General features: G+C 41.3%; 19 protein-coding genes. 14 read left to right on the top strand and 5 right to left on the bottom strand.

The features are described from left to right. The first annotated feature begins 31 nt into the window (after window positions 1–31). From ENH88_RS08345 to ENH88_RS08335, 3 genes are all read left to right on the top strand, one after another. Window positions 32–1,747: an alpha-amylase family glycosyl hydrolase gene (locus ENH88_RS08345; RefSeq protein WP_304181574.1), complete on the top strand. Its 1,716-nt coding sequence runs from the start codon at window positions 32–34 to the stop codon at window positions 1,745–1,747. Between the two features lie 243 nt (window positions 1,748–1,990). Further along, a complete protein-coding gene (locus ENH88_RS08340) occupies window positions 1,991–2,461 on the top strand; it encodes a hypothetical protein (protein ID WP_304181573.1) in 471 nt (156 codons plus the stop codon). A 123-nt stretch (window positions 2,462–2,584) separates the two neighbouring features. Further along, window positions 2,585–3,508 (top strand): hypothetical protein, encoded by a 924-nt coding sequence (locus ENH88_RS08335; protein WP_304181572.1) that lies wholly within the window; start codon window positions 2,585–2,587, stop codon window positions 3,506–3,508. 417 nt (window positions 3,509–3,925) lie between these two features. On the opposite strand, the gene ENH88_RS08330 is transcribed toward ENH88_RS08335, so the two are convergent. From ENH88_RS08330 to ENH88_RS08320, 3 genes are read right to left on the bottom strand one after another with little or no spacing between them, the layout of a single operon-like run. Continuing rightward, on the bottom strand, window positions 3,926–4,936 hold the full coding sequence (locus tag ENH88_RS08330; RefSeq protein WP_304181571.1) for a CPBP family intramembrane glutamic endopeptidase: 1,011 nt from the start codon (window positions 4,934–4,936) through the stop codon (window positions 3,926–3,928). 20 nt (window positions 4,937–4,956) lie between these two features. Then, window positions 4,957–5,835: a sensor domain-containing protein gene (locus ENH88_RS08325; protein ID WP_304181570.1), complete on the bottom strand. Its 879-nt coding sequence runs from the start codon at window positions 5,833–5,835 to the stop codon at window positions 4,957–4,959. Beyond that, complete coding sequence (locus ENH88_RS08320) at window positions 5,825–6,217, bottom strand: PadR family transcriptional regulator (RefSeq protein WP_304181569.1); 393 nt, start codon at window positions 6,215–6,217, stop codon at window positions 5,825–5,827. The genes ENH88_RS08325 and ENH88_RS08320 overlap by 11 nt, the downstream gene beginning before the upstream one ends. Window positions 6,218–7,103: 886 nt before the next feature. On the opposite strand from ENH88_RS08320, the gene ENH88_RS08315 reads away from it, so the two are divergent. The 10 genes from ENH88_RS08315 (at window position 7,104) to ENH88_RS08270 (ending at window position 17,359) form a co-directional block, all read left to right on the top strand. After that, on the top strand, window positions 7,104–8,258 hold the full coding sequence (locus tag ENH88_RS08315) for a serine hydrolase domain-containing protein (protein WP_145242813.1): 1,155 nt from the start codon (window positions 7,104–7,106) through the stop codon (window positions 8,256–8,258). A 248-nt stretch (window positions 8,259–8,506) separates the two neighbouring features. After that, entirely contained in the window at window positions 8,507–9,391 is an 885-nt protein-coding gene (locus ENH88_RS08310) for a hypothetical protein (protein WP_304181565.1), read from the top strand. Between the two features lie 294 nt (window positions 9,392–9,685). Next, entirely contained in the window at window positions 9,686–10,036 is a 351-nt protein-coding gene (locus ENH88_RS23200; RefSeq protein WP_208855841.1) for a hypothetical protein, read from the top strand. 74 nt (window positions 10,037–10,110) lie between these two features. Next, entirely contained in the window at window positions 10,111–10,530 is a 420-nt protein-coding gene (locus tag ENH88_RS08300; RefSeq protein WP_304181563.1) for a hypothetical protein, read from the top strand. A 254-nt stretch (window positions 10,531–10,784) separates the two neighbouring features. Then, on the top strand, window positions 10,785–12,788 hold the full coding sequence (locus ENH88_RS08295) for a hypothetical protein (protein WP_304181562.1): 2,004 nt from the start codon (window positions 10,785–10,787) through the stop codon (window positions 12,786–12,788). A 46-nt stretch (window positions 12,789–12,834) separates the two neighbouring features. Further along, window positions 12,835–13,707, top strand: coding sequence for a hypothetical protein (locus tag ENH88_RS08290; protein ID WP_304181560.1), 873 nt, complete (start codon window positions 12,835–12,837; stop codon window positions 13,705–13,707). Next, the gene (locus tag ENH88_RS08285) at window positions 13,691–14,776 is read left to right on the top strand and encodes a hypothetical protein (protein ID WP_304181559.1); all 1,086 of its coding nucleotides are present in this window, start codon (window positions 13,691–13,693) and stop codon (window positions 14,774–14,776) included. Before ENH88_RS08290 ends, ENH88_RS08285 begins: the two co-directional genes overlap by 17 nt. A gap of 56 nt (window positions 14,777–14,832) precedes the next feature. Then, the gene (locus ENH88_RS08280; protein WP_304181557.1) at window positions 14,833–15,381 is read left to right on the top strand and encodes an RNA polymerase sigma factor; all 549 of its coding nucleotides are present in this window, start codon (window positions 14,833–14,835) and stop codon (window positions 15,379–15,381) included. Continuing rightward, window positions 15,366–16,106 (top strand): anti-sigma factor, encoded by a 741-nt coding sequence (locus tag ENH88_RS08275; RefSeq protein WP_304181555.1) that lies wholly within the window; start codon window positions 15,366–15,368, stop codon window positions 16,104–16,106. The genes ENH88_RS08280 and ENH88_RS08275 overlap by 16 nt, the downstream gene beginning before the upstream one ends. Continuing rightward, window positions 16,103–17,359 carry a hypothetical protein gene (locus ENH88_RS08270; protein ID WP_304181553.1) on the top strand — a complete coding sequence of 419 codons (1,257 nt, stop codon included), beginning with the start codon at window positions 16,103–16,105 and terminating at the stop codon, window positions 17,357–17,359. Before ENH88_RS08275 ends, ENH88_RS08270 begins: the two co-directional genes overlap by 4 nt. A 46-nt stretch (window positions 17,360–17,405) precedes the next feature. On the opposite strand, the gene ENH88_RS08265 is transcribed toward ENH88_RS08270, so the two are convergent. Next, window positions 17,406–18,041, bottom strand: a complete 636-nt coding sequence (locus ENH88_RS08265) for a leucine-rich repeat domain-containing protein (RefSeq protein WP_304181551.1) — start codon at window positions 18,039–18,041, stop codon at window positions 17,406–17,408. An 82-nt stretch (window positions 18,042–18,123) separates the two neighbouring features. Further along, complete coding sequence (locus tag ENH88_RS08260; protein WP_304181549.1) at window positions 18,124–19,143, bottom strand: LacI family DNA-binding transcriptional regulator; 1,020 nt, start codon at window positions 19,141–19,143, stop codon at window positions 18,124–18,126. 329 nt (window positions 19,144–19,472) lie between these two features. Here ENH88_RS08260 and glk point away from each other — a divergent pair, with 329 nt between their 5' ends. After that, window positions 19,473–20,471, top strand: coding sequence for a glucokinase (glk, locus tag ENH88_RS08255; protein WP_304181548.1), 999 nt, complete (start codon window positions 19,473–19,475; stop codon window positions 20,469–20,471). Window positions 20,472–20,476 lie beyond the last annotated feature (5 nt).

Raw genomic sequence — 20,476 nt, 5'->3', positions numbered from 1 at the left:
GTGCATTCACTAAAATAATAACGGAGATGCAATGAAAACCTTTACCTTGAGTGCGTTGGCCCTCGCTTTAATGTTAACGGGCTGCCAGAGCGCACCTACAACTAACACACAAAATACTAATACAGCCGCTACGGCGCAAATCAGTGGCGAACAACACGCCACGCCATGGTGGCAAAGTGCGATATTTTATCAAATTTGGCCACGCAGCTTTTATGACAGCGACGGTGACGGCCATGGCGATTTTAACGGCATGAGCAAAAAGCTGCCGTATTTACAACAGCTCGGCGTCAATGCCTTGTGGTTAACCCCCATGTTTGAAGCGCCGTCTTACCATGGTTACGACTTTACTGAGTTTTACCAAGTAGAAAGCGACTATGGCAGCATGGCAGAATTTGAAGCCTTTATAAAAGCCGCTGACGACAAAGGCATGAAGGTGATACTCGATTTAGTGATTAACCATATTTCAAGCGAACACCCATGGTTTAAACGCTCTGCAAACGGCGAGCGCCCTTACAGTGACTATTTTGTGTGGCGTGACGACTTGCCAAAAGCGGGCAGTGGCTGGGGCCACGCATGGAGCGATAACGACAAGCCAGATGCAGTATGGCATTGGAGTGACACCCGTCAGCAATATTACTATGGCGCATTTGGTGCCAGCCAACCTGATTTAAATTTACGCCATCCCGACGTGATTGCCGAAATGGAAAAAATGGCCAAGTTTTGGCTCGATAAAGGCGTAGCAGGCTTTAGATTAGACGCAGTACGCTTTGCCATGGAAAGCGGCGGCAATGCACAAGCCGACACCGATGAAACCATTGCTTACTGGCAGCACTTTAATCAGTATGTAAAAAGTGTTGATCCAGACGCGTACTTAGTCGGTGAAGCATGGGCAGATATTCCAATTGCCGCGCGTTATTACGGCGATGGCAAAGGACTCGATCAAGGTTTTGACTTTGAAGTGGGCTATAAAATCCTTGGCTTATTAAAGCCAGACGCCAGTGGCGAAGCGCAATTTGGCACAATGCAATCTAACCAGCAAAAAAATACGGTTAATGCCAATGTGCTCAAGCAAAACTTACAGCAGCGTATAGACTCGAGCGCACCACTTGACTTTTTTGCGCCGTTTTTAACCAATCACGACCAAGAGCGAGTGGCTTATCAGCTAGCAGAGCATGACGACAAGGCAAAGCTTGCCGCCGCCATGTTATTTAGCTCACCGGGCACCCCCTATATTTACTACGGTGAAGAAATTGGCTTAACACAAGGTGGCACAGGTCACGACGTTTATAAACGCGCGCCAATGCAATGGAATAACAGCAATCAAGCAGGCTTTACCACAGCTAAAAACAGTTGGGTTGAACACAGTGAATTGTTTGGTGATGATTTTGCCAGCTGGTGGCCAGCATTTTTAGCCGAGCAACTTGCGGCAGTAGATCGCAGCGTAGCCGCCCAGCAAGCAAAGCCAGACTCTATTTGGCAGCTATATAAATTATTAATCGCGCAGAAAAAACAGCGCCCAGAGCTCGGCATTAAAGGCAGCTACACGTTAACTCAACACAACAACGGCCTAGTTGAAATAACCCGTGAGTTAAACGGCAGTAAAAGTGTGTTCGTGCTTAATTTAACGGCTAACCCACAAACTATTGCTAACATCGCTCGTGACGGTTTAACCGCCAGTTGGCAACACGACCTCAATGGCGAACAACTCGCAGGCTATGGTTTGTTGTTACTAAACAACACACTGTAAATAAAATACACACAAAAGGGGCTAACATACGTTAGCCCCAATGGGTGAAAAAGGCTAATCACATTACCCCACAGTTGTAGCGCATTTTCTCTTTTCTGAATATCTTTAGTACCAATAAAAAATTATAGTTGGCAATGCATTAAGTTATTTGTTAATAATAGATTTATTAGATACATGAGCGTGACATCGGCAGAAAGATGCGCGGCGCATAAATACTAAAATGTTATGTTTTCAGGAGAGTCCGTGCGTAGAGAAGACATTCAAGACGAGTTGAAAGATTTTGCATTCGATTTCTTCTACTGGTTCTCTCGATTCGAGTTTGCACTTAAAGAAAATAAGTTCCTCAAACGTAATGACGTTGGAGAAAATGCTGAGCCAGGGTGGGATGCCTTCATTGAGCGGTATGCAGGTATTTTTCAACATTCCGAGCAGACACGAGAGTTGCTGGAATTAAATCCAATGCGACAGAAGGTAGGCCCGTACTCGGTTGTGGAATGGAAAAAAGTTGGTATGGGTGACTGTCGCTCAGATCTTTGCAGGGTCGTCCGCCTTCTCAAAACTGTCCGGAACAATCTATTTCACGGTGGAAAACATGGTGCTGATGGCTGGGATGATCCCGAGAGAACCAAAAAGCTATTATCGAGCGGAAAAGCCATCCTAGATCAACTGGCTGCCATGGCCGGCTTTGAGGCTGACTACACACAGTACTATTGAAAACATAACAATCGGCTGTTGTCGCCCCTTCGGGGCTGGGACGGTTTTTCCGCCGCTTCGCGGCTACAAGTCCGCCCCAAAGCCCAAAGCCGGGCGTTATAAGCACATTGAGGTTCTGCACTCTTGACTAACTACATATTACGAAAAATGGTTTTGGCATCTAATTTTGAAATAGAAATTAGTGAGCCTGACTTTTTGGAATTGAAGGCATCGAGAGACTGTTTGTTAGGAGCCTTAGCAATCGAAGAAAAGTATGAACTCCTCGTTGCCAATTTTATCGATTTAGAAAAAGAGTGCTTAAATATTACATGTGAATCTATGCTCAGAAATAATGACGAATATTCTGATTTCTTTGATATCAGGATCAGGCTAAATCGAATGGTTGTAAACCTTTTGACAGCTTCAAGATTATATATGGATCATTTAAATCAGCATGTAAAAGCCTGCTTATTAGATGAAACCGCAAATGTAAAAAGCTTATTTTCTTATGAGTATGATGATTGTTTCGAATATCGATTTATGGAAGCACTAAGAAATTATGTGCAGCATCGAGGTCTAGCAGTGCACTCGAGCCAATTAGGTGGTTGCTGGACTTCAATGGATAAAACTAATTGTGAACTAGAACATAAAATTTGCGTGTTTGCCCATAAAGACGAAGTTAGTTCGGATAAAGCATTTAAAAAATCAGTGGCTAACGAGATGCCTGAAAAAGTAAATGTTTTATTAGCTTCACGAAAATATATTAGTTCCATTAGCAAGGCTCATGGTGCCCTCAGAGAGCTGCTCTCTAGTAATGTAGCTGTATCTAGAAATATTGTTTCAGAAAAAATTGAGCATTTTAAAAAAGAAAGTGGTGGTAATTCAATTGGTCTTGCTGCATTAAAAATTGATCAAGAAAAAAATAATGAAATAATTGAGAAGGTAAATATTTTGCTCGATTGGGATGATGTCCGATTACATTTGATCAAGAAGAATAAAACATTATATAGCCTTGGCCAAAGTTATGTCAGTAGTAGTGCTTATAATCGGGTAGCCAGAGGTCTCTAACCTTCAGCCGCCACACCACCCATCATGCGCTTTTTATTAACAGGAAGTGCAATGGGCGGTTCATCTCCCGTAATGAATATTGATCCAAATATCTCTCAATGACACTAAACCTTGTGAAGCTAAATAGTCATTGCCTAGCGCAATGTTAACTCCTTTTGTTTTTGAGTTTCTACAAGGGCCTTCGCTTCCAAGCGCCTACTTTTGGTACTGGTGATACCGCATGCTATGGCCAGTCGCTCACTGACCCCCAATTTCATTAAACTGCGTACTTTAATGCGTGCTATTTTTTATAAAGAGCGATATTGCCACCAGGGTGACCCCTTTGGTTTATTGGTCTACTCAGCATTTAAAATATGAGCGGTTAACCGTGCAGGTTTAATCAAATCTGATGGTTTTACCAACCCTATTATAGACTCATCACGTTAACCTAATTTGCCCCCGCTCTTTTTTCCACATTTTATCGAACACTATTACAGTGATGAAAATTGCGAGCATATAGATGCCCGATTGTGCAGTAATCGGCAGTATTCGAGCGCTGTTGTTTAATGCAGTATGGAATATTACCGCTACCAACAAACTTTGCTTTGAATGGTTATAGAGCCATGTAAAGAGTGTGGCGAGAATAACGCAAGCCCCCATTTTAGCAAATGTTGCCACAGGAGACTCAGAGTATTGGCCAATAACAAATAATGGGAAGTGCCATGCTCCCCAAATAAGGCCTAATATAAAAGAGCTTAGTAAAGGGCTAAAACGCTTTTGAAGTTCGGGTAATAACCATGCTCGCCAGCCCGCTTCTTCTCCAATGGCGACAACAAAAAAGGTAAATAAAATACTACGCAGTACAAATAGAGTGTCTGTTGAGTTTAAAAAGTCGAGTGGAAAAGTTGGTGCGGTACCATCCGTTAACGTCACCGTAAGCATGCCCAATAAAAACCAAGTTGCAGGCAAAAATAAAGCAATGAGACACCATTTTAAATTAATTCGAAATTGCAATAATGAGCTAAAACGGCTATCTCGGCTACAGATTAAGCATGCCACAATAAATGCAGCCACTGCCGATGAGATAATAACCGACACAATACTTAACGTTGAAAATCCTATCGGCTCTGCTTTTTTAAAAAGCTCTAAGGTAATGGCATCTCCGGTCATTAGCATAGAGGTATAAATAGCACACATAATGGCAAATACACCGCTTAAACTAGTCCACCATTTTACAGACCTGAACTCACACCCCGTACCTTGTAGTTGCGCTAAAATAATTGCCGCGAGCGCAGGACCAAACCCTGCGCCAGCAATGATTTTGCCAAATGCCCAATTGTCTCCTGCAATACTGGGTACACTAAACCAAACAAGCCAAGTGAGGCTAAAAGCTAAACAAGTAAATGTCATGATTGGGTTGTTACGAGTAAATAGTTTTAGGTCTTCCATGTTTATTCCTAATTATCTTTTTAAGCAGCAACAAGCATAGCTTTGGCAAGCTTGCTATGATGTGTGCCCAGCAATTTGGCTAAGAACAGCGTAAGCATAAGTAGGCCTGTGCTAACAATGGTTGTTGCTGGTAACCAATACCAATTGATATCAATTTCAAAAGTTGGATAAATGGTATGAAGTATCGGATCAACGATAGGTGATAAGAATAAACAAGTGGCCAGTATAGTTGGCAGCACAATCAATAATAAATACACAATTGCCAGCGGCAGCTGCAAAAATAAATAAAGACTTGTTGACCAGTTTCTCCTAAGTAGCAGTGGGTCTAACACTTTTTGCTTCATGCTAATATCAGTATTGGCGGGACGTCTTGGCATTCTTAAGCGCAATAAACTTTCGATTAAGCGACCTTCTAATAATGACAAGTACTGCATCGACTTCATATAAAAAACCAATATTGGTAGGCCAACAATAAACAACGATGCCGCTGCGCTGCACAAGCCTACCATCAGGGTCCAAGCAAAGTATGCAATACTTAAAGGTGGGCGGATAAATGCATAGATAAGCGCCTTGTATGCTGACATATCTTTAAGAATCGCAAACATTGAGGTATTTTTGGGAGCTATGATATTAGATGTGCAAATGCCGTAAATTGCCCAATTAACCGTTAACTCCATATCACAGTAGTATTTTGCAATTTCCTTAGGGGTACCGTAGCTTTTTATAATGTCGAATATGGCACTAGGCTGACGCCCAGCAGCATCAAAGGCGCAACGGAAGTGGTTTTCTGCGTCATAGAGTGCATCTTGGATCAATGCAATATCTTGGCCCTGCAATTGTGCGGTTAATGCACTTAAATAGTCTTGAATATTCTGTTCTACTTGATCATTAGACATCATTGTCTCCATTTGTCTTGCCACTAATCGCTTGATTAACGAGTTGTTGTGTTTGCTCCCAAATTTGAACCCATTGAGCCAGTACTGCTTTGCCAAGTTTAGAAATGGTGAAATACTTTCTTGGCGGGCCAGTTGGGGACATTTTCACTTGACTATTTAGTAAGCCTTTTGCTTCCATATTTCTGAGCACAGGGTAAATCGCGCCCTGCTTATCTGTATTAAGTAAGCTACCAATTTGGTAGCCGTAGAGTGGTTTATCGGCATTTTTGAGTATGCTAAGCAAAACCAATGCAGAGGTACCGGCACTGATCTCCTTAGTAAACTTTTTAGTCAACGCGTCAATAGCTTGCTGCTCTTGTGCGTTTTTGTCATTAAGCTCATTCACATTAATATTGCTAGTGTTTAGTTAACAGTAGTGCTAACTTATCACTAGTATCAACTAAATACTAGTGTGTAAACAGAAAATGATTGCTGCAGTTATAAAACAATAAATAATCGCGGACACATGAGATCCCTTTAAGTCAATAAGCTAAGTCGCTTGTTTTATTAACTTACTCGGGAATAAAGGTGTCAAAAACTATGGAACCAAATGGGTGACCCTGAGAGGGAGCCCTCAGGATTTGACCCATTTTTTTACTGCGACAACTGTAGTGTCTTGTTCACAATATAAAAAAGCTACAAAACACGATGCACTGATTAGGGTAAGCCCTTACCCCCTCAAATGAGCCATTCAAAGACCTGTCATACCTTCCAAAACGCCCATTAAAGCAACAGCAAATCCTCTTTTATATTTTACGTAAAATCGAAGTAAGCGATTGAATCAAAATAGGAACTCGGCTATGGTTAATGCATCAATAAAAATAAATCAAAAACGAGTTATTCTACAGGCTCGTTAGTTGCCCTAGGCGTCGAGTTTTGATGGAAAATATCTACCATTAGTGCCACTCAATTGCATCAAGCCTAACCATCCAATTGCATTTTGGTTTGCCACTTTTAAATGTAAGTGTTAGCAAGAGAAAATCTGATATTTATTAATTTTAAGGCACAGTAAGGCTAAAGCTGCCGTAATCAAAATTTCGAAATATGTCTTCAGTGCCAATAACAATAATTGTGATCATCCGATTTTGCTCATTTCATCACTTTGTTGACTTTTTCAACAAAAAAAGCCAACCTACGAAGAAGTGCGTAGATAATTGGACTGATTGCTGTAAAGGGAAGTGTTGAAACTATTCAGCTATTAGAATAGTTAATAATAAAAAAAGGGGAAATTAATGTATAAAAGTATTCAAGCAATCGCTGGGGTTCTTTTGTTATTTTCATTTGCCGTTATGGGAAGCGAAACACAATTAACACTACTGGAAAAGGAAATTGATAGAATTGCAGGAGAGTCTATACCTGTTAATGGACCGGGATGCTCTGTAGGTGTTATTAAGAATCAGCAATTTTTATTCAAGAAAAGCTATGGTTTGGCAAACATCGAACATCAGGTTCCACTCAGTTCAATATCAGTATTTCGTATGGCTTCTGTATCCAAACAATTCACCGGACTTGCGGTATTGTTGTTAGCAGAAAAAGGGGAAATTAACCTTGATGATGATATACGGAAATATCTTACTGATTTGAAAGACTACGGTGTAAAAGTAACTATCAACTCAATGTTAGGTCACGTTTCAGGAATGGCAGATTACGATACACTTCAATCGCTCTTACCCAAACCACTACTGTCGACCGCAGGTGGTCCGTTCAGACTTGGTGATGAGGACTACCTGACCAAAGAAGAATACTACGATGTCATAAAATCGCTTCCTTTAGAGCATCAGCCTGATACGCAACAGGCTTATAGTAACTTCGCTTATTTTTTATTGTCGGAGTTAGTCGCTAAAGTCAGTGGCATGTCCATGCGGGAGTACACTACAAAATATATATTTGAACCGCTTGGTATGCACGACACTTTTTTCGCTGATGATATGCGAGAGATAGTACCTAACCGTGCCGAAGGGTATAGAACATTCAAAGATATTGGATTAAAACGTTATGAAACAAATATTTTTGTTGTGGGTGACGGTGGTCTTTACACGACACTCGAAGATATGTTGATTTGGGATAATCACTTTTATACCCCGAAATTAGGCGATGCTCCTAACAAATTGATGGCTCAATTTAATACGCCAAATAGTCAACACTCATTCGAAAACAACGGAATAACTTTTTATGCTAATGGGCAATATATAGAGCCGAATTATACGCTGCACAATGGCGGATGGATGGGTACAAGCACTAGTTATATCCGTAGACCCAAGGAGCAAGTAGCCTTTGTTGGTATGTGTAATAGCTCTTCACTCGATGCAAATGTTTTTACTTACGAAATACCGAAAATCCTAACTAAACTTAAAATATGGGATGTGACTGACCCTGCAATTTTTTAGTCTGATTTTAGTTTTTAAAAAATAAAGGTTCATAGTACCGTGGAAAAATAGGACAGGCACATTTCTTTTTCCTATCAATGCCCATTGCATTGACGGTGAAATCGACATTGAAAACCAATTTCACGAGTTTGTTGCGGATAAACCAGCCTGGTTGAAAATTGGTGATAACGCTCAGCAATTTGAAGCACACCCAAACTAAAGAGCGAAAATAAACAAGGTGGTACTGGATAATGTTTAAGGAATATCGGATGAAGTATGTGTGGCTATCTGTGGCGCTTTTGCTGTCTGCGTCGGCTCTGGCAGTAGATAATAACGCTCAGCAAGGCTTACCCTTGTTAGCAGGACCTTATCTTGGCCAGGTACCGCCAGGTTTAACACCGAAGAAATTTGCCCCGGGTTATGTTTCAACCCGGCATCGCGACTTTAGCGGCTCGTTCACGCCAGATTTAACCGAGTTCTACTTCTCCAGAAGGGACGTGGATACGCAACAGTGGTGGTTAATGCGTTTTAAACTTGAGAATAACCAGTGGCAAGAGTCGGTGATTGGCCCCAGAATTGGCCGACCGATACTGTCACCAGATGGCAATACCCTGCATTTGGGTAACAAATACAGGGAACGCACCGCGGATGGCTGGTCAGAGGTAAAAAGCCTTGGTCCGATGTTTGACCGGGAAGATTGGGGCATTATGCGCCTGTCAGCAGCGGCCGATGGTACCTATATATTTGATGATTACAAAAGCAATGATGTGCTCAGAATCTCTGAGGTTAAAAACGGCCAGCGCCAGGCGCCGAGATTGCTGGCCGATCATATTAATTCTGGCAAGTGGACTGCCCATCCGTTTATCGCTCCTGATGAGTCTTACATTATCTGGGATAGTGAGAAAGAACAGGGATTTGGTGATACGGATCTGTATATCAGCTTTCGCCAGCCGGATGGTGCATGGGGTAGTGCAATAAACTTAGGCGATAGCATTAACACTGATGGAACAGAAGCGAGTGGCTATGTATCTCCAGACGGTAAGTATCTTTTCTTTAACCGAAAACCCGTTCGGGATACAGACGGCACACAACCTGAAGGCGATATTTACTGGGTTGATGCAAAAATCATTGAAACCCTAAAGCCTAAGCAGTGATAACTATTGAAATCGAAATAACAACGACGTCATAAGAGACGATGCGCCTTGTGCAATCGTCATAATTTTTGATTAATTTAAGGGACATATGGAGGAAAAAAGAGGAAAAATAGGACAGGCACATTTCATCAAATTAAAAAGCCTTAAAGCTGAGTTAAATGCACTCAAATAAAGCTAATCGGGTAGCTGGAACTCTCCAGCCCTCATGTTACCCATAATTCATTGTTTTTTAAAGCACCAAGAACAAAGGGTCGCTTGCTCTACATTTTTGACGAGTTTAAAGGCTTTTATTCTTTGGAATTTTTACAACAGGCATATTTTGTAATTGTTGATGAAATCCCAAAGCCTCATTTTCCAGAGTTACGACACCTTGGGTTAGGTGACTTCATCGATATGGATGTAAATGGAATTACATATAAAAACACTTACTACGTTCTTCCTCATTTAGCATCTAATTTGCTCTATGTGTATTGGTTGAGTTGTAACTATCAAGGTGAGTTTCTTAGCTTAAGTTTTAGCTGGTATAAATTATTTATAATTGGAGGACCGCTATTTTTTAGTGTTGTCCATATCCTCCAGCACCTTTTATGGTTGAAAAATCAACTGCCAGTAAAAATGTTAGATGATGCTGAGCGGATTACATAAAGTATGTTGGCCTAGCAAATATAGTTTAATTAACTAAATTTAGACTGGTGCAGCTGTTTTCAAGGATGATATTTATGTCGATAATTACCAAAATTGCTTTATGTAGTGTTGCGATCGCAATGACGATGGCATGTTTAGGTTTTGTTATGGGTGGTAGTACTATTTTAAGCGCTATTGGCACTTCAATCGTTTTATCTATTCCAATACTACTGCCATTGATAGTACTTTGGTTTATGGATATTAAATGTAAAAAGCCAATAGAAGCTTTGTTTTACTGGCTCGTACTTGGCTCATTTGTTGCTCCTGTGATGTTGCACCTTGGATGGAACTACATGATGTTAGCTGACATCATGCAAAAAGGTTCATTGGGAGCAGGACAAGGGTACTGGTTATTAATAAATCTTTTTGGTGGTTTTAAAGCTTTAATTGTAGGGGCTGCTATTGGCGCTATCAGCCATCTTGTTTTTAGCGCTTTTTGCAATGATAAGTCGTAAATTAGCTGCAATTACCTGTTTCTTAATCACCAATGTTCATCAATAGATAGCGCAAGTTGGTAACCTTCAAGGATGGTTTGCAATTTGAACCATCCTTCCCATAACGCTTCCCAGCCTACACGGCAATCCTTATTTAATTGACTGCCTAATTTCAGGTAATTAAAAAATAAATGAAAAAAATTTATATGCACTGCAACTTTTTTTGGTTAACGGCGTAATTGCTCTCGAACCCTTAAAATTCAGAGAGTATATAAATGAAAATAAATAAAGTATCTCGCTTGGTTGCATTGGCAGTTGTGTCAATGAGTTTAACAGCCTGTGGCGGAAGTGATAATAATACAACCCAAACAACGCCAGCAGAGCAAGCTAAGCCGCCAGTAACAAGCACACCGAGTGGTAGCCAGTTTCCTGTTCAATCAACGCAGCCTAAAAAAGTGAGCCTAGCTGAAAACGGCACTGTGTTTACAAGTGAGTTTGGTTTGTCGTTATATGTATTTGCAAATGATCCAAAAGATCAATCGGTGTGTAATGCAGAGCAGGGAGCGGCTGCGGGTTCAAGTAATGACAGCAGTAGCTGCGCCGCTATTTGGCCACCTTTGCTGGCTGAACAAAATAGCCAAGCCAGTGATGATTTCAGCATTATAAATCGAGATGACGGCACATTACAGTGGGCGTTACATGGCCGTCCATTATATCAGTATGTTAATGATAGTAGTGAAGGCGACATTAACGGTGATGGTCTCAATAATATTTGGCATTTAGCTCGCCCGCGACCAGTAGTTATTAATGAACAACAGCTCGTTGGGAGTGACGTGGTACGAGTAGCAAGCTCTGCATCTGAGGTTATCGAGTTAGCGCGAATTGATAAAACTGGTTTTAGTTTGTATATCTTTGATGTTGATGCTATCGACACGACTAACTGTACGAGTGACCAATGTGTAAATACTTGGCCGCCGCTAATGGCTGATCAAGGAGCCCATAGCGAAGGATTGTTTTCGTTACTGAGCCGAAACGATAGCAAGCAGTGGGCATATAATGGTAAGCCATTGTACTTTTTTGCTAGTGATCAAACGCAAGGTGATAAATTAGGCGACAATGTAGGTAATGTGTGGCATCTAGCGACAACGGAACCCGCAATTTTCCGTACTAATGATGCAGGCACTTTGTTAACTGCCAGTGGTAAAACCAGCATATTAGCTGAAGATCCCGCCGCACCAGGTAGTTTTATAACCACAGTAACAAACTTCGATCAACATACGCTTTATACCTTCGATAACGACGCTAATAGCGCCTCTAATTGTAGCGCCAACTGCGCTGTTACTTGGCCACCATTTTTAGCCAATGAAAATAGCGAAGCAACTGGTGATTTTAGTATTTTCACGCGAGAAGATGGCACTAAACAATGGGCTTACCAGCAGCAACCCTTATACTTTTTTGCAAATGACACCGACAAAGCTCAAGCTAATGGCGACGGCTTAGGTGGCGTTTGGCACATTATTAAACCAGCAGCAAAAACCCAGTTAACATCAGAAAATAGTTCACTTGGCGACACGCTGACAGTAACCGGAAGCACATTATTGTTAGTTGATGACGGCAGTGGCAACTTTATTGCGCAACAACAAGATAAAACAGGCTTTGCACTGTATACCTTTAATGCCGATAGCAATGGCAGCTCAAGCTGTACAAGCGCGGCATGCATTACAGCTTGGCCCCCGCTACTTGCAACGAGCGCAGATAAAGCTACGGGCTCTTATAGCATTATTGACAGAAACGACGGCTTTAAACAATGGGCTGTTAATGGTAAACCACTGTACTTTTTTAGTGCAGATAGCGATGCACAAGCAACCAGCGGAGAGGGGGTTGGTGACGTGTGGTATGTGGCACGCTCGGCTCCTGTTCGCTTATTTAATGACTCTGCTAAAGGTGCATACTTTGTTGCTAATGGCCTGCTAGAGCCAAGCATTGGAAAAACAGCAGAAGAACTACAAACGCTATCACTTTACACCTTTGATGTTGATCAAAAGGATTCAGGCGAATCAAGCTGTTTTGCTGGCTGCGCCGCAACATGGCCACCGCTGTATGCCAATGACAATGATCAAGCAACGGGCTTATTTAGCATCATTACACGCAATGAAGATGATGGCAGTAGCAAACGTCAATGGGCGTATAAAGGCAAACCACTGTACTTTTTTACTGCAGATCAAAAGCTTGGTGACACATTCGGTGACTATGCCCAATGGCCATTAGCACGTCAATAAGTAGCAATAAGCTGGACAGTGTCCAGCTTTTATAGGGTTATCAATAATGAAAATAATTAACTGCATTTTTTTAATGCTGCTTTTACTGTTACTCAATGGCTGTGGTGCTGGTGATGGTAGCTTATTAAATGAAAATGGTCAGCCCATCGTTGACCAACCACCTGTGACAGAGCAGCAGCCCCCAGTTGTTGATGAACAACCGCCAGTTAACGAAGGTACGCCGCCAACAGAGCCATTACCACCGGGCGATGAAAACAAGGCTGCAACATTGGCTGCTTTACAAGAAAATATATTTACACCTATATGCTCAGTGTGTCATGTCGGGGCTAATGCACCTTTTGGTTTGCAATTTGACACATTAGATAACACGGCAAAAAATCTGATTAATGTTACGGCTGTTGGTAATTCAGAATTTTTGCGTGTTACACCGGGTAATAAAGAAGCAAGCTTTATTTACCTAAAAGTACTTGGCGATCCAAGAGCTGGTAGTCGTATGCCATTGAACCAACCCGGACTCTCTAGTGCCGATATAGCAGCAATTGGAGAATGGATTGATAAGGGGGCATTAATTGCGGAAAACAGTGCGCCTTTATTTATTACTCAGTTAAGCCAACAACAATCAAACGATAGCGTCGATATCAGTATTAGCTTTAGTGTTGATGTTGACAAATCAACCTTACCTGCCGAGCAAATATTACTGATGGAAGATGATCGTGCTTTGTCTATTCCTTATCAACTTATTTGGCAAAACAACCGCTTGCTGACGATCCGTATCGGCAAACAAGCGCAAATTAGCAGCCTAACCTTAGTGCTTAATCAAGACTCAATAGGTACTGTAATGGGGACGTTTGGGCAGCAGTTAGATGGAAATTCAGATGGTCAACCTGGTGGAGCATTAACTTATGCAGCAAATTTTTAAACTCGTTTTATTGGTCATTGCACTTAGCGTTAATATTCAGGTGATGGCGGAGCCTTATATTGCTTATAAGAATAATTTAAAATGTGGCACCTGCCATGTAAATCCCAATGGGGGAGGTTTACGCACGAGTTTTGGTAATTTATATGGTCATGCCATGCTACCAGTTGAGCCGCTTAAACTAACCAGCGCAGATGTAGGGAAAATAAACGATTACTTACAATTAGGTGGTAACTTTCGCAGTAACCTTGAATACAGTAAAGACGAAAATAAGGTTAACAGTGAAAATGCGTCATTTAGAATCGACTCAGCACAGCTGTATTTAGCACTTAATGCAAAAGAGTTAGGGGTTACTTTTTATTTAGATCAACAAATAGCACCGGGTGCGGCGGTAAACCGTGAAGCTTTTGCCATGTATAAGTTTAGTAATAATCACTATATTAAAATGGGTAAAATGTATACGCCGTTTGATATTCGCCTTGAAGACGATTCGGCTTATGTTAGACAAGCAACGGGATTCAATTTCGACAGTAGTGATAATAGTATTGAACTCGGGCTAGACTACACGCAAAGCACAGTAAATCTGTTTATCTCAAATGGTACTAGCTCAGTGAGTAACGATGATAATAAGTTTTTATATGGTGTGCGAGGCGAACATCAGTTTGCTAATGCACGGGTGGGAAGTACTTTAGTACTGAATGATAGCGATAGCTCCCAGCAAAAAATAGTCAATGTGTATGGCGCCTACACCTTTGCTGATTTTACATTATTAGCTGAATGGGATTGGATTTTGACTAAACAAAGCAATGGTCAAGATAGAACCCAGCTAGTCGGGTTATTTGAAGTCAACTATCAATGGCGGCAAGGGTTAAACTTTAAGCTAACATCGGAGTATTACGACCCGAATAAAGACATTGATGAAAATCAGGAAACACGTTTTTCATTTGTGACTGAATATACGCCAATATCGCATCTGCAATTGCGTGCTGGGATCCGAGTTGCAGAGAGTATTCCACAGTTTGAACAACGAAATAACGACAAATTATTTCTACAAACTCATTTTTATTTTTAGGCGCAACAGCCCCGTATCTAGGTATAATCTAAGTTTACGGGGCTAAGGTAAATGGCATGAATAAAGACAATCTAGCTGACCTGCTCGCTAAAATTGCGTTACATGATCAGCAGGCATTTAGAGACTTATATGAGCAAACGGCAAGTAAACTTAATAGTATTGCTTATCGAATTTTACATAATCCTGATAGCGCCAATGAAGTATTACAAGAAGCCTTTGTGCAAATTTGGCATAATGCCCGTGAGTTTAGAGGCGATAAAGCTGAGCCTTTTACATGGATGGCAGCAATAGTCCGTTATCGCTGTTACGATAGAGTGCGAAGCGAAAGTCGTCGTCTTGAAGGAAAGCTCGTTGCCGATGAGCTTAATTACGAAGAGCACATTGCTGCGAACGAACAATCTGCCACGTTACTGTGTGAAATAGGCCAACAATTAGAGGATTGCCTCAAGCAGCTAGAAAAGCTTCAACGCCAAGGTATTTTAATGGCTTATTATCATGGTTTTAGTCGTGATGAAATTGCTATCAAACTGGAAAAACCATTAAATACAGTGAAGTCTTGGCTAAAACGTGGTCTGGTGAGGTTACAACAATGTCTAGCAAAATAATGCGCTACCATAACGCTGAATTAATTGAACACCTTGCCCACCAGTATGTATTAGGCACTCAATCGATGCGGGTGAGAAAACGAATTACCCGGTTAAGAATGCAACACACTGCATTAGATCAACGCATAAACTACTGGGAAGCAAAGTTTTCCCCGTTAAATAATGATGTGCCAGAGCTAATGCCGAAAAAAAATACCTGGCAAGCTATTGAACAGCAATTACAGCTGCAGCCGCAATACGCTAAAAAAACTTTAACGGCTTGGTTTGGACTTGGTTTTTATCAAGCGGCGAGTGCGTTTTCGCTGCTAGCGTTAGCAGTAACACTCTTTTTTCAGCAACCAAGTAAGCAAGCCGATCCACTTAGTTATATCGCCATTATGAACGATAAAAATCAACAGCCTCAGCTAGTTGCGACAACCTATGGGGGGAGCCGAACATTGGCGATTGAGTTATTAAATACACCAACGGTGCCCAGTGATATGAGTTTAGAATTGTGGGTAACCTCAAAGACCGATAAACAAGTACGCAGTTTAGGTATTATTCCCATTAATAAAAATGTATTTAACCGAGCACTTACTGAGCCCGAATGGCGTTTAATTAAAGATTCAGAAAACCTATTACTGACTCTTGAAGAGAAAGGGGGATCGCCTTACGGCGAGCCAATGGGCACTCAAGTATCTAAAGGGTTATGTATTCAAATGGCCAGTTGGCAGGAAAACGTATGAGCCGTTTATTAATGGTTATTGCTACAACCATGATGACAGGAACAGCGGCTGCAGATACCTTTGATTATGACGCAAGCTTTCGCGCTCGTCATCAGCAAGTGAATGATCAATCCTTAAAAAATGCCAGTGCGACGACCTTACTGGCTCGTCTTGAAGCAAGTTTAAAAGCAACTGACGCGCTGACATTTTTTGCTCAGTATGATCATGTTTGGGCACTAGACACGGACAGCTATAATTCTATCGCACAGTTTAACGATCATGCCCCGATTCCCGATCCCCCAGGCGGTGAGCTGAATCAATTTAACCTAAATTGGCAATTTGCTGCTAATTGGTCGGCTAAGTTAGGGCGTCAAGCCATTAGCTTTGATAATGAACGTCATATTGGTAGCGCAGCGTACTGGCAAAATGAGCAAACCTTTGATGCTGCAGCACTCGCTTACCAAAACGGATTTGGTTGGCAATTTAGTTATAGTTATGTGGACAAAGTGCAGCGTATTTATGGCGATGATAGCCGAACACAGCTTCCTCGCTCTGATCCCCGTTATCAAGATAACCCAATACGACCAAGTAGCGAATTGGGGGAGCATCAGCACCATAGCCATTTGTTTAATGCTAGTCAGCGGGTCAATGCAAATTTAAAAGTCAGTAGCTTTGCTTATTTATTGGATAATCATTCAGCTTCGCAGTTTTCGTCTGACACGCTTGGTGTGCACTTTGAAGGTGCGCTAAAACCTAACCAGTTTAAATATAACTATACGGTTGAATTAGCCTGGCAAAAAGAGGCTGCCAATAACCCTGTTAACTACCAAACATGGTACTTATTAACTGAATTAGGTTTGCAATATCAAAGCCACCGTATTGATGTAGGCTATGAATATTTAGGCGATGATGATGGCGTTGGGTTTCAAACAAGTTTAGGGACTAATCATAAATTTTTAGGCTGGGCAGATGTTTTTAGTCGTTACGATGAACTTGGCGGCATGCGTGATATTTATGTTGCTTATGCTGGACGCAAGGCAAAAATTCGTTGGAAAATTGTTGCCCACAGTTTTGAATCCTTAGTGACTAGGCAAAAGTTAGGTGATGAGTTAGATTTAGAATTGGCATGGCGTTACTCTCGCAAGTGGGAGTTTAAGCTGATAGCAGCATATTACAGAGCTAGAGAGCAGGCTGACTATAATGTCATTAATGATACTGGAATGAATAACGCTGACATATCGACATGGGAAGTGTCGGCTGCTTATAATTTTTAATTTAAAACGAGCAAACTCAGTTTAGTTGGGTTTGCTCTATTGGTGTTTATTTCCAATCATCGGCATTGCCATCATGACTTATCACAACGCCAGCTTGTTGATCATAGAAATCATATAATTCGTCGGACATGGGGTTTTGTCGTACATCAAGAAACTCTAACTCATTTAAGCCAGTGATCTGTAGATCCGTTAATTGATTATCAAAAAAATAGCCCATTTTTAACTGCGTTAACGGGGAAATATCTAACTTGGTTAGTTTATTTTGCATCATTCTTACAGTGTGTAAAGCAGATAAGCCGGTCATGTCGAGCGTAGTGAGGTTATTTTTAAATAGATAAAGCTTTTCTAGCTTAGCTAATGAATGAATTTGTAATTGAGTGAGTTGGTTATTGGCTAAATTTAGCAAGGTGAGTTTGCTCAAAGACGTTAAATCTAAATCAGTGAGCTGATTGTTATATAAAGAAAGCGACTGTAAGTTTACAAATTGCGCTAATTCTTGTGCGTGTTTTATGGCCATACCATGGCATTTTAAGTCAGTAAATTGCTCAATAGTATGCCATTGCTTTTCGGCTGCCGTTTCTTTAATGCATTGTGCTAATGCATCATCTTGAAATGATAACGGCTCAATGGTGGTGTTAGCAAAACCAGCAAAAGAAACAAACCAAAATAACAACCACTTCATTTTTAACTCACCACTTAATATTACTATAACGGGAGGAGTTTAACGTATAGCTTACAATAATTACAATTTAATTAAGGTGCGCTTACACACTTGAACCGCGAATGATCAACGACGGCGGCAGTAGGGTGTTTTCTACTACTTCACCACGGATCAATTTTAGTAAATTATCAACCAGCATTTGCCCTGCGAGGGTGGTATCTTGTTGCACTGTGGTCAGTGGCGGGTTAGTAAAACTGGCAACGGCAATGTTGTCGAATCCCACAACATGAACATCATCGGGTACTTTTATACCGGCTTCTTTGAGTGCCCGTATAGCACCAATGGCGATTAAGTCACTGGCGGCAAATAATGAATTAAAGTGAATGTTGTTGGCAATTAATGAACGAGTGGCATGATAGCCCGATTCTTCGGTGGAAATGGCGTTGGCCATTTTACGTTCACTCAGGGTAATGCCGTGCTGATTAAATTCGTCTTTAAATCCTTGATAGCGAGCAAAAAACTCTGGGCTATGCTCTGACGCATCACCTATAAAGGCGCAGTCTTTTCTATTGGCACGTAATAAATGTGCTGCCGCAAGTTTGCCGCCACCGTAGTTATCACAACTTACGGTCAGATCAGGGCGGTTATCTACACTTGCTCCCCAACACACAAATTTGGTGTTTTGCTCAATTAAGCTGCTAAATTTCGCTTGATAATCTACATAATCACCGTAACCAAGTAATATAATGCCATCGGCGCGATGACTGTCTTCGTAATCGGCTTGCCAATCGGCACTAGTTGATTGAAAAGATACAAGCAGATCATAACCTTGTGCAGCACATGCACGGGTAATACTACCAAGCATGGCCAAAAAGAATGGGTTTATTTGTGATTCATCGGCTGTTGGATCTTCAAACAATAACAAAGCCAATGTACTACTTTGTTGAGTCCGTAAGTTACTGGCGTTTTTATCAACTTTATAATTAAGTTGTTTGGCTACCTCAAAAACACGCTTGCGGGTTTCTTCATTAACCAATGGACTGTTACGCAAAGCGCGCGAAACAGTAGACTGCGATACCCCTGCATAGTGGGCAATGTCAAACGATGTAGCTTTACCTTTCATACACAACCTAATTGCTTTAAGTAAATAAAGTGCAAATAACTCGTGCCATTCTCGTTTATTTGTTGATTTTTACAAGCTATTTATCAGTAATCTAAAATTTTTATTGATCCAACCCTGACACCGGTGTCATAATGTCGACGTTTTATCATTTTGTTGTCAAAACGTATTGGCTGCTCATTTAGTTGGGCAGCATTTTTTTATACTAGAGTAACTGCTTTGGGGTGATAGCTCAAAGTTTATCTCATGGCGATGGCAAGACCATTGAAATTACAATAATAAGCTCGGTTATAGCTAAGTATCTAAACCGCTTAGACAAAAGAGAAAACACGATGAACTCCAAGCCAAATTCAGAATTCGCTCCTATCTTAGTGGCCGACATCGGCGGCACTAATGCCCGTTTTGCTTTAATTACTGCCTTTAACTTAGAAAAAAAACAATTTGTTATTGAGCATAATATTACCTTTCCAAGCGCCAATTTTGGCTCGTTGGAAGGGGCGCTGACGCATTATTTGTCGCAAGTTAGCCATATTCAACCTCGTCGCGCGTGTTTAGCCGTAGCGGGACCAATAAAAGCTGGCCAAGTACATTTGACTAATTTAGGTTGGCACTTTAGCGTGGCACAAGTAAAAGCTGAATTTGATTTAGCGCAACTTGAAGTGATCAACGATTTTGCTGCATTTGCTTATGCAGCGCCGTATTTAGATCCACAACAAAACATTGCAGTTAAAGCCGGACAAGCCGATACTGATGCGAATATTGCTGTAATGGGCCCCGGCACCGGTTTTGGTGCTGCTTGTTTAGTACGTACAACTCAAGCAAGTGCTGTGTTGAGTTGCGAAGCTGGGCATATCACGCTTGCAGCAGTAAATGAACTCGATGCTCAATTGATCACTCAGTTACGTAAGCAGTTACCGCATGTATCGGTAGAAACGGTGTTTTCAGGGCCAGGTATTGCTCATTTATATCAAGCAATGGCTGCTGTAAAAGGTGTTGAAGCTAAAAATTTAACGGCTGCGCAAATTAGCGAACTAGCAAATAGTGGTGAATGTGATCTTTGTGATGCGACCTTAAACCAATTTTGTGATTGGATAGGGAGTGTAGCAGGGGATCTCGCACTTGCATTTGGTGCGCTTGGTGGCATGTATATTGGTGGCGGTATTTTACCGCGTATGCAAGCTCGTTTACTTGCGGGTCGTTTTGTTGAGCGTTTTAGTGCTAAAGGGATCATGTCGCAATATGTGAGCCAAATACCTGTGACGCTCGTCACACAAGATAATATTCCACTTATTGGTGCTGCGGCCTGTTTGCACGTCAATGAGCAGTCATAATACAT

This window comes from Pseudoalteromonas prydzensis (genome assembly GCF_011050055.1).
Taxonomy (GTDB): domain Bacteria; phylum Pseudomonadota; class Gammaproteobacteria; order Enterobacterales; family Alteromonadaceae; genus Pseudoalteromonas; species Pseudoalteromonas prydzensis_A.
Note: the sequence above shows the minus strand (reverse complement) of the source record. Positions and strands in the feature narration are given on the sequence as shown.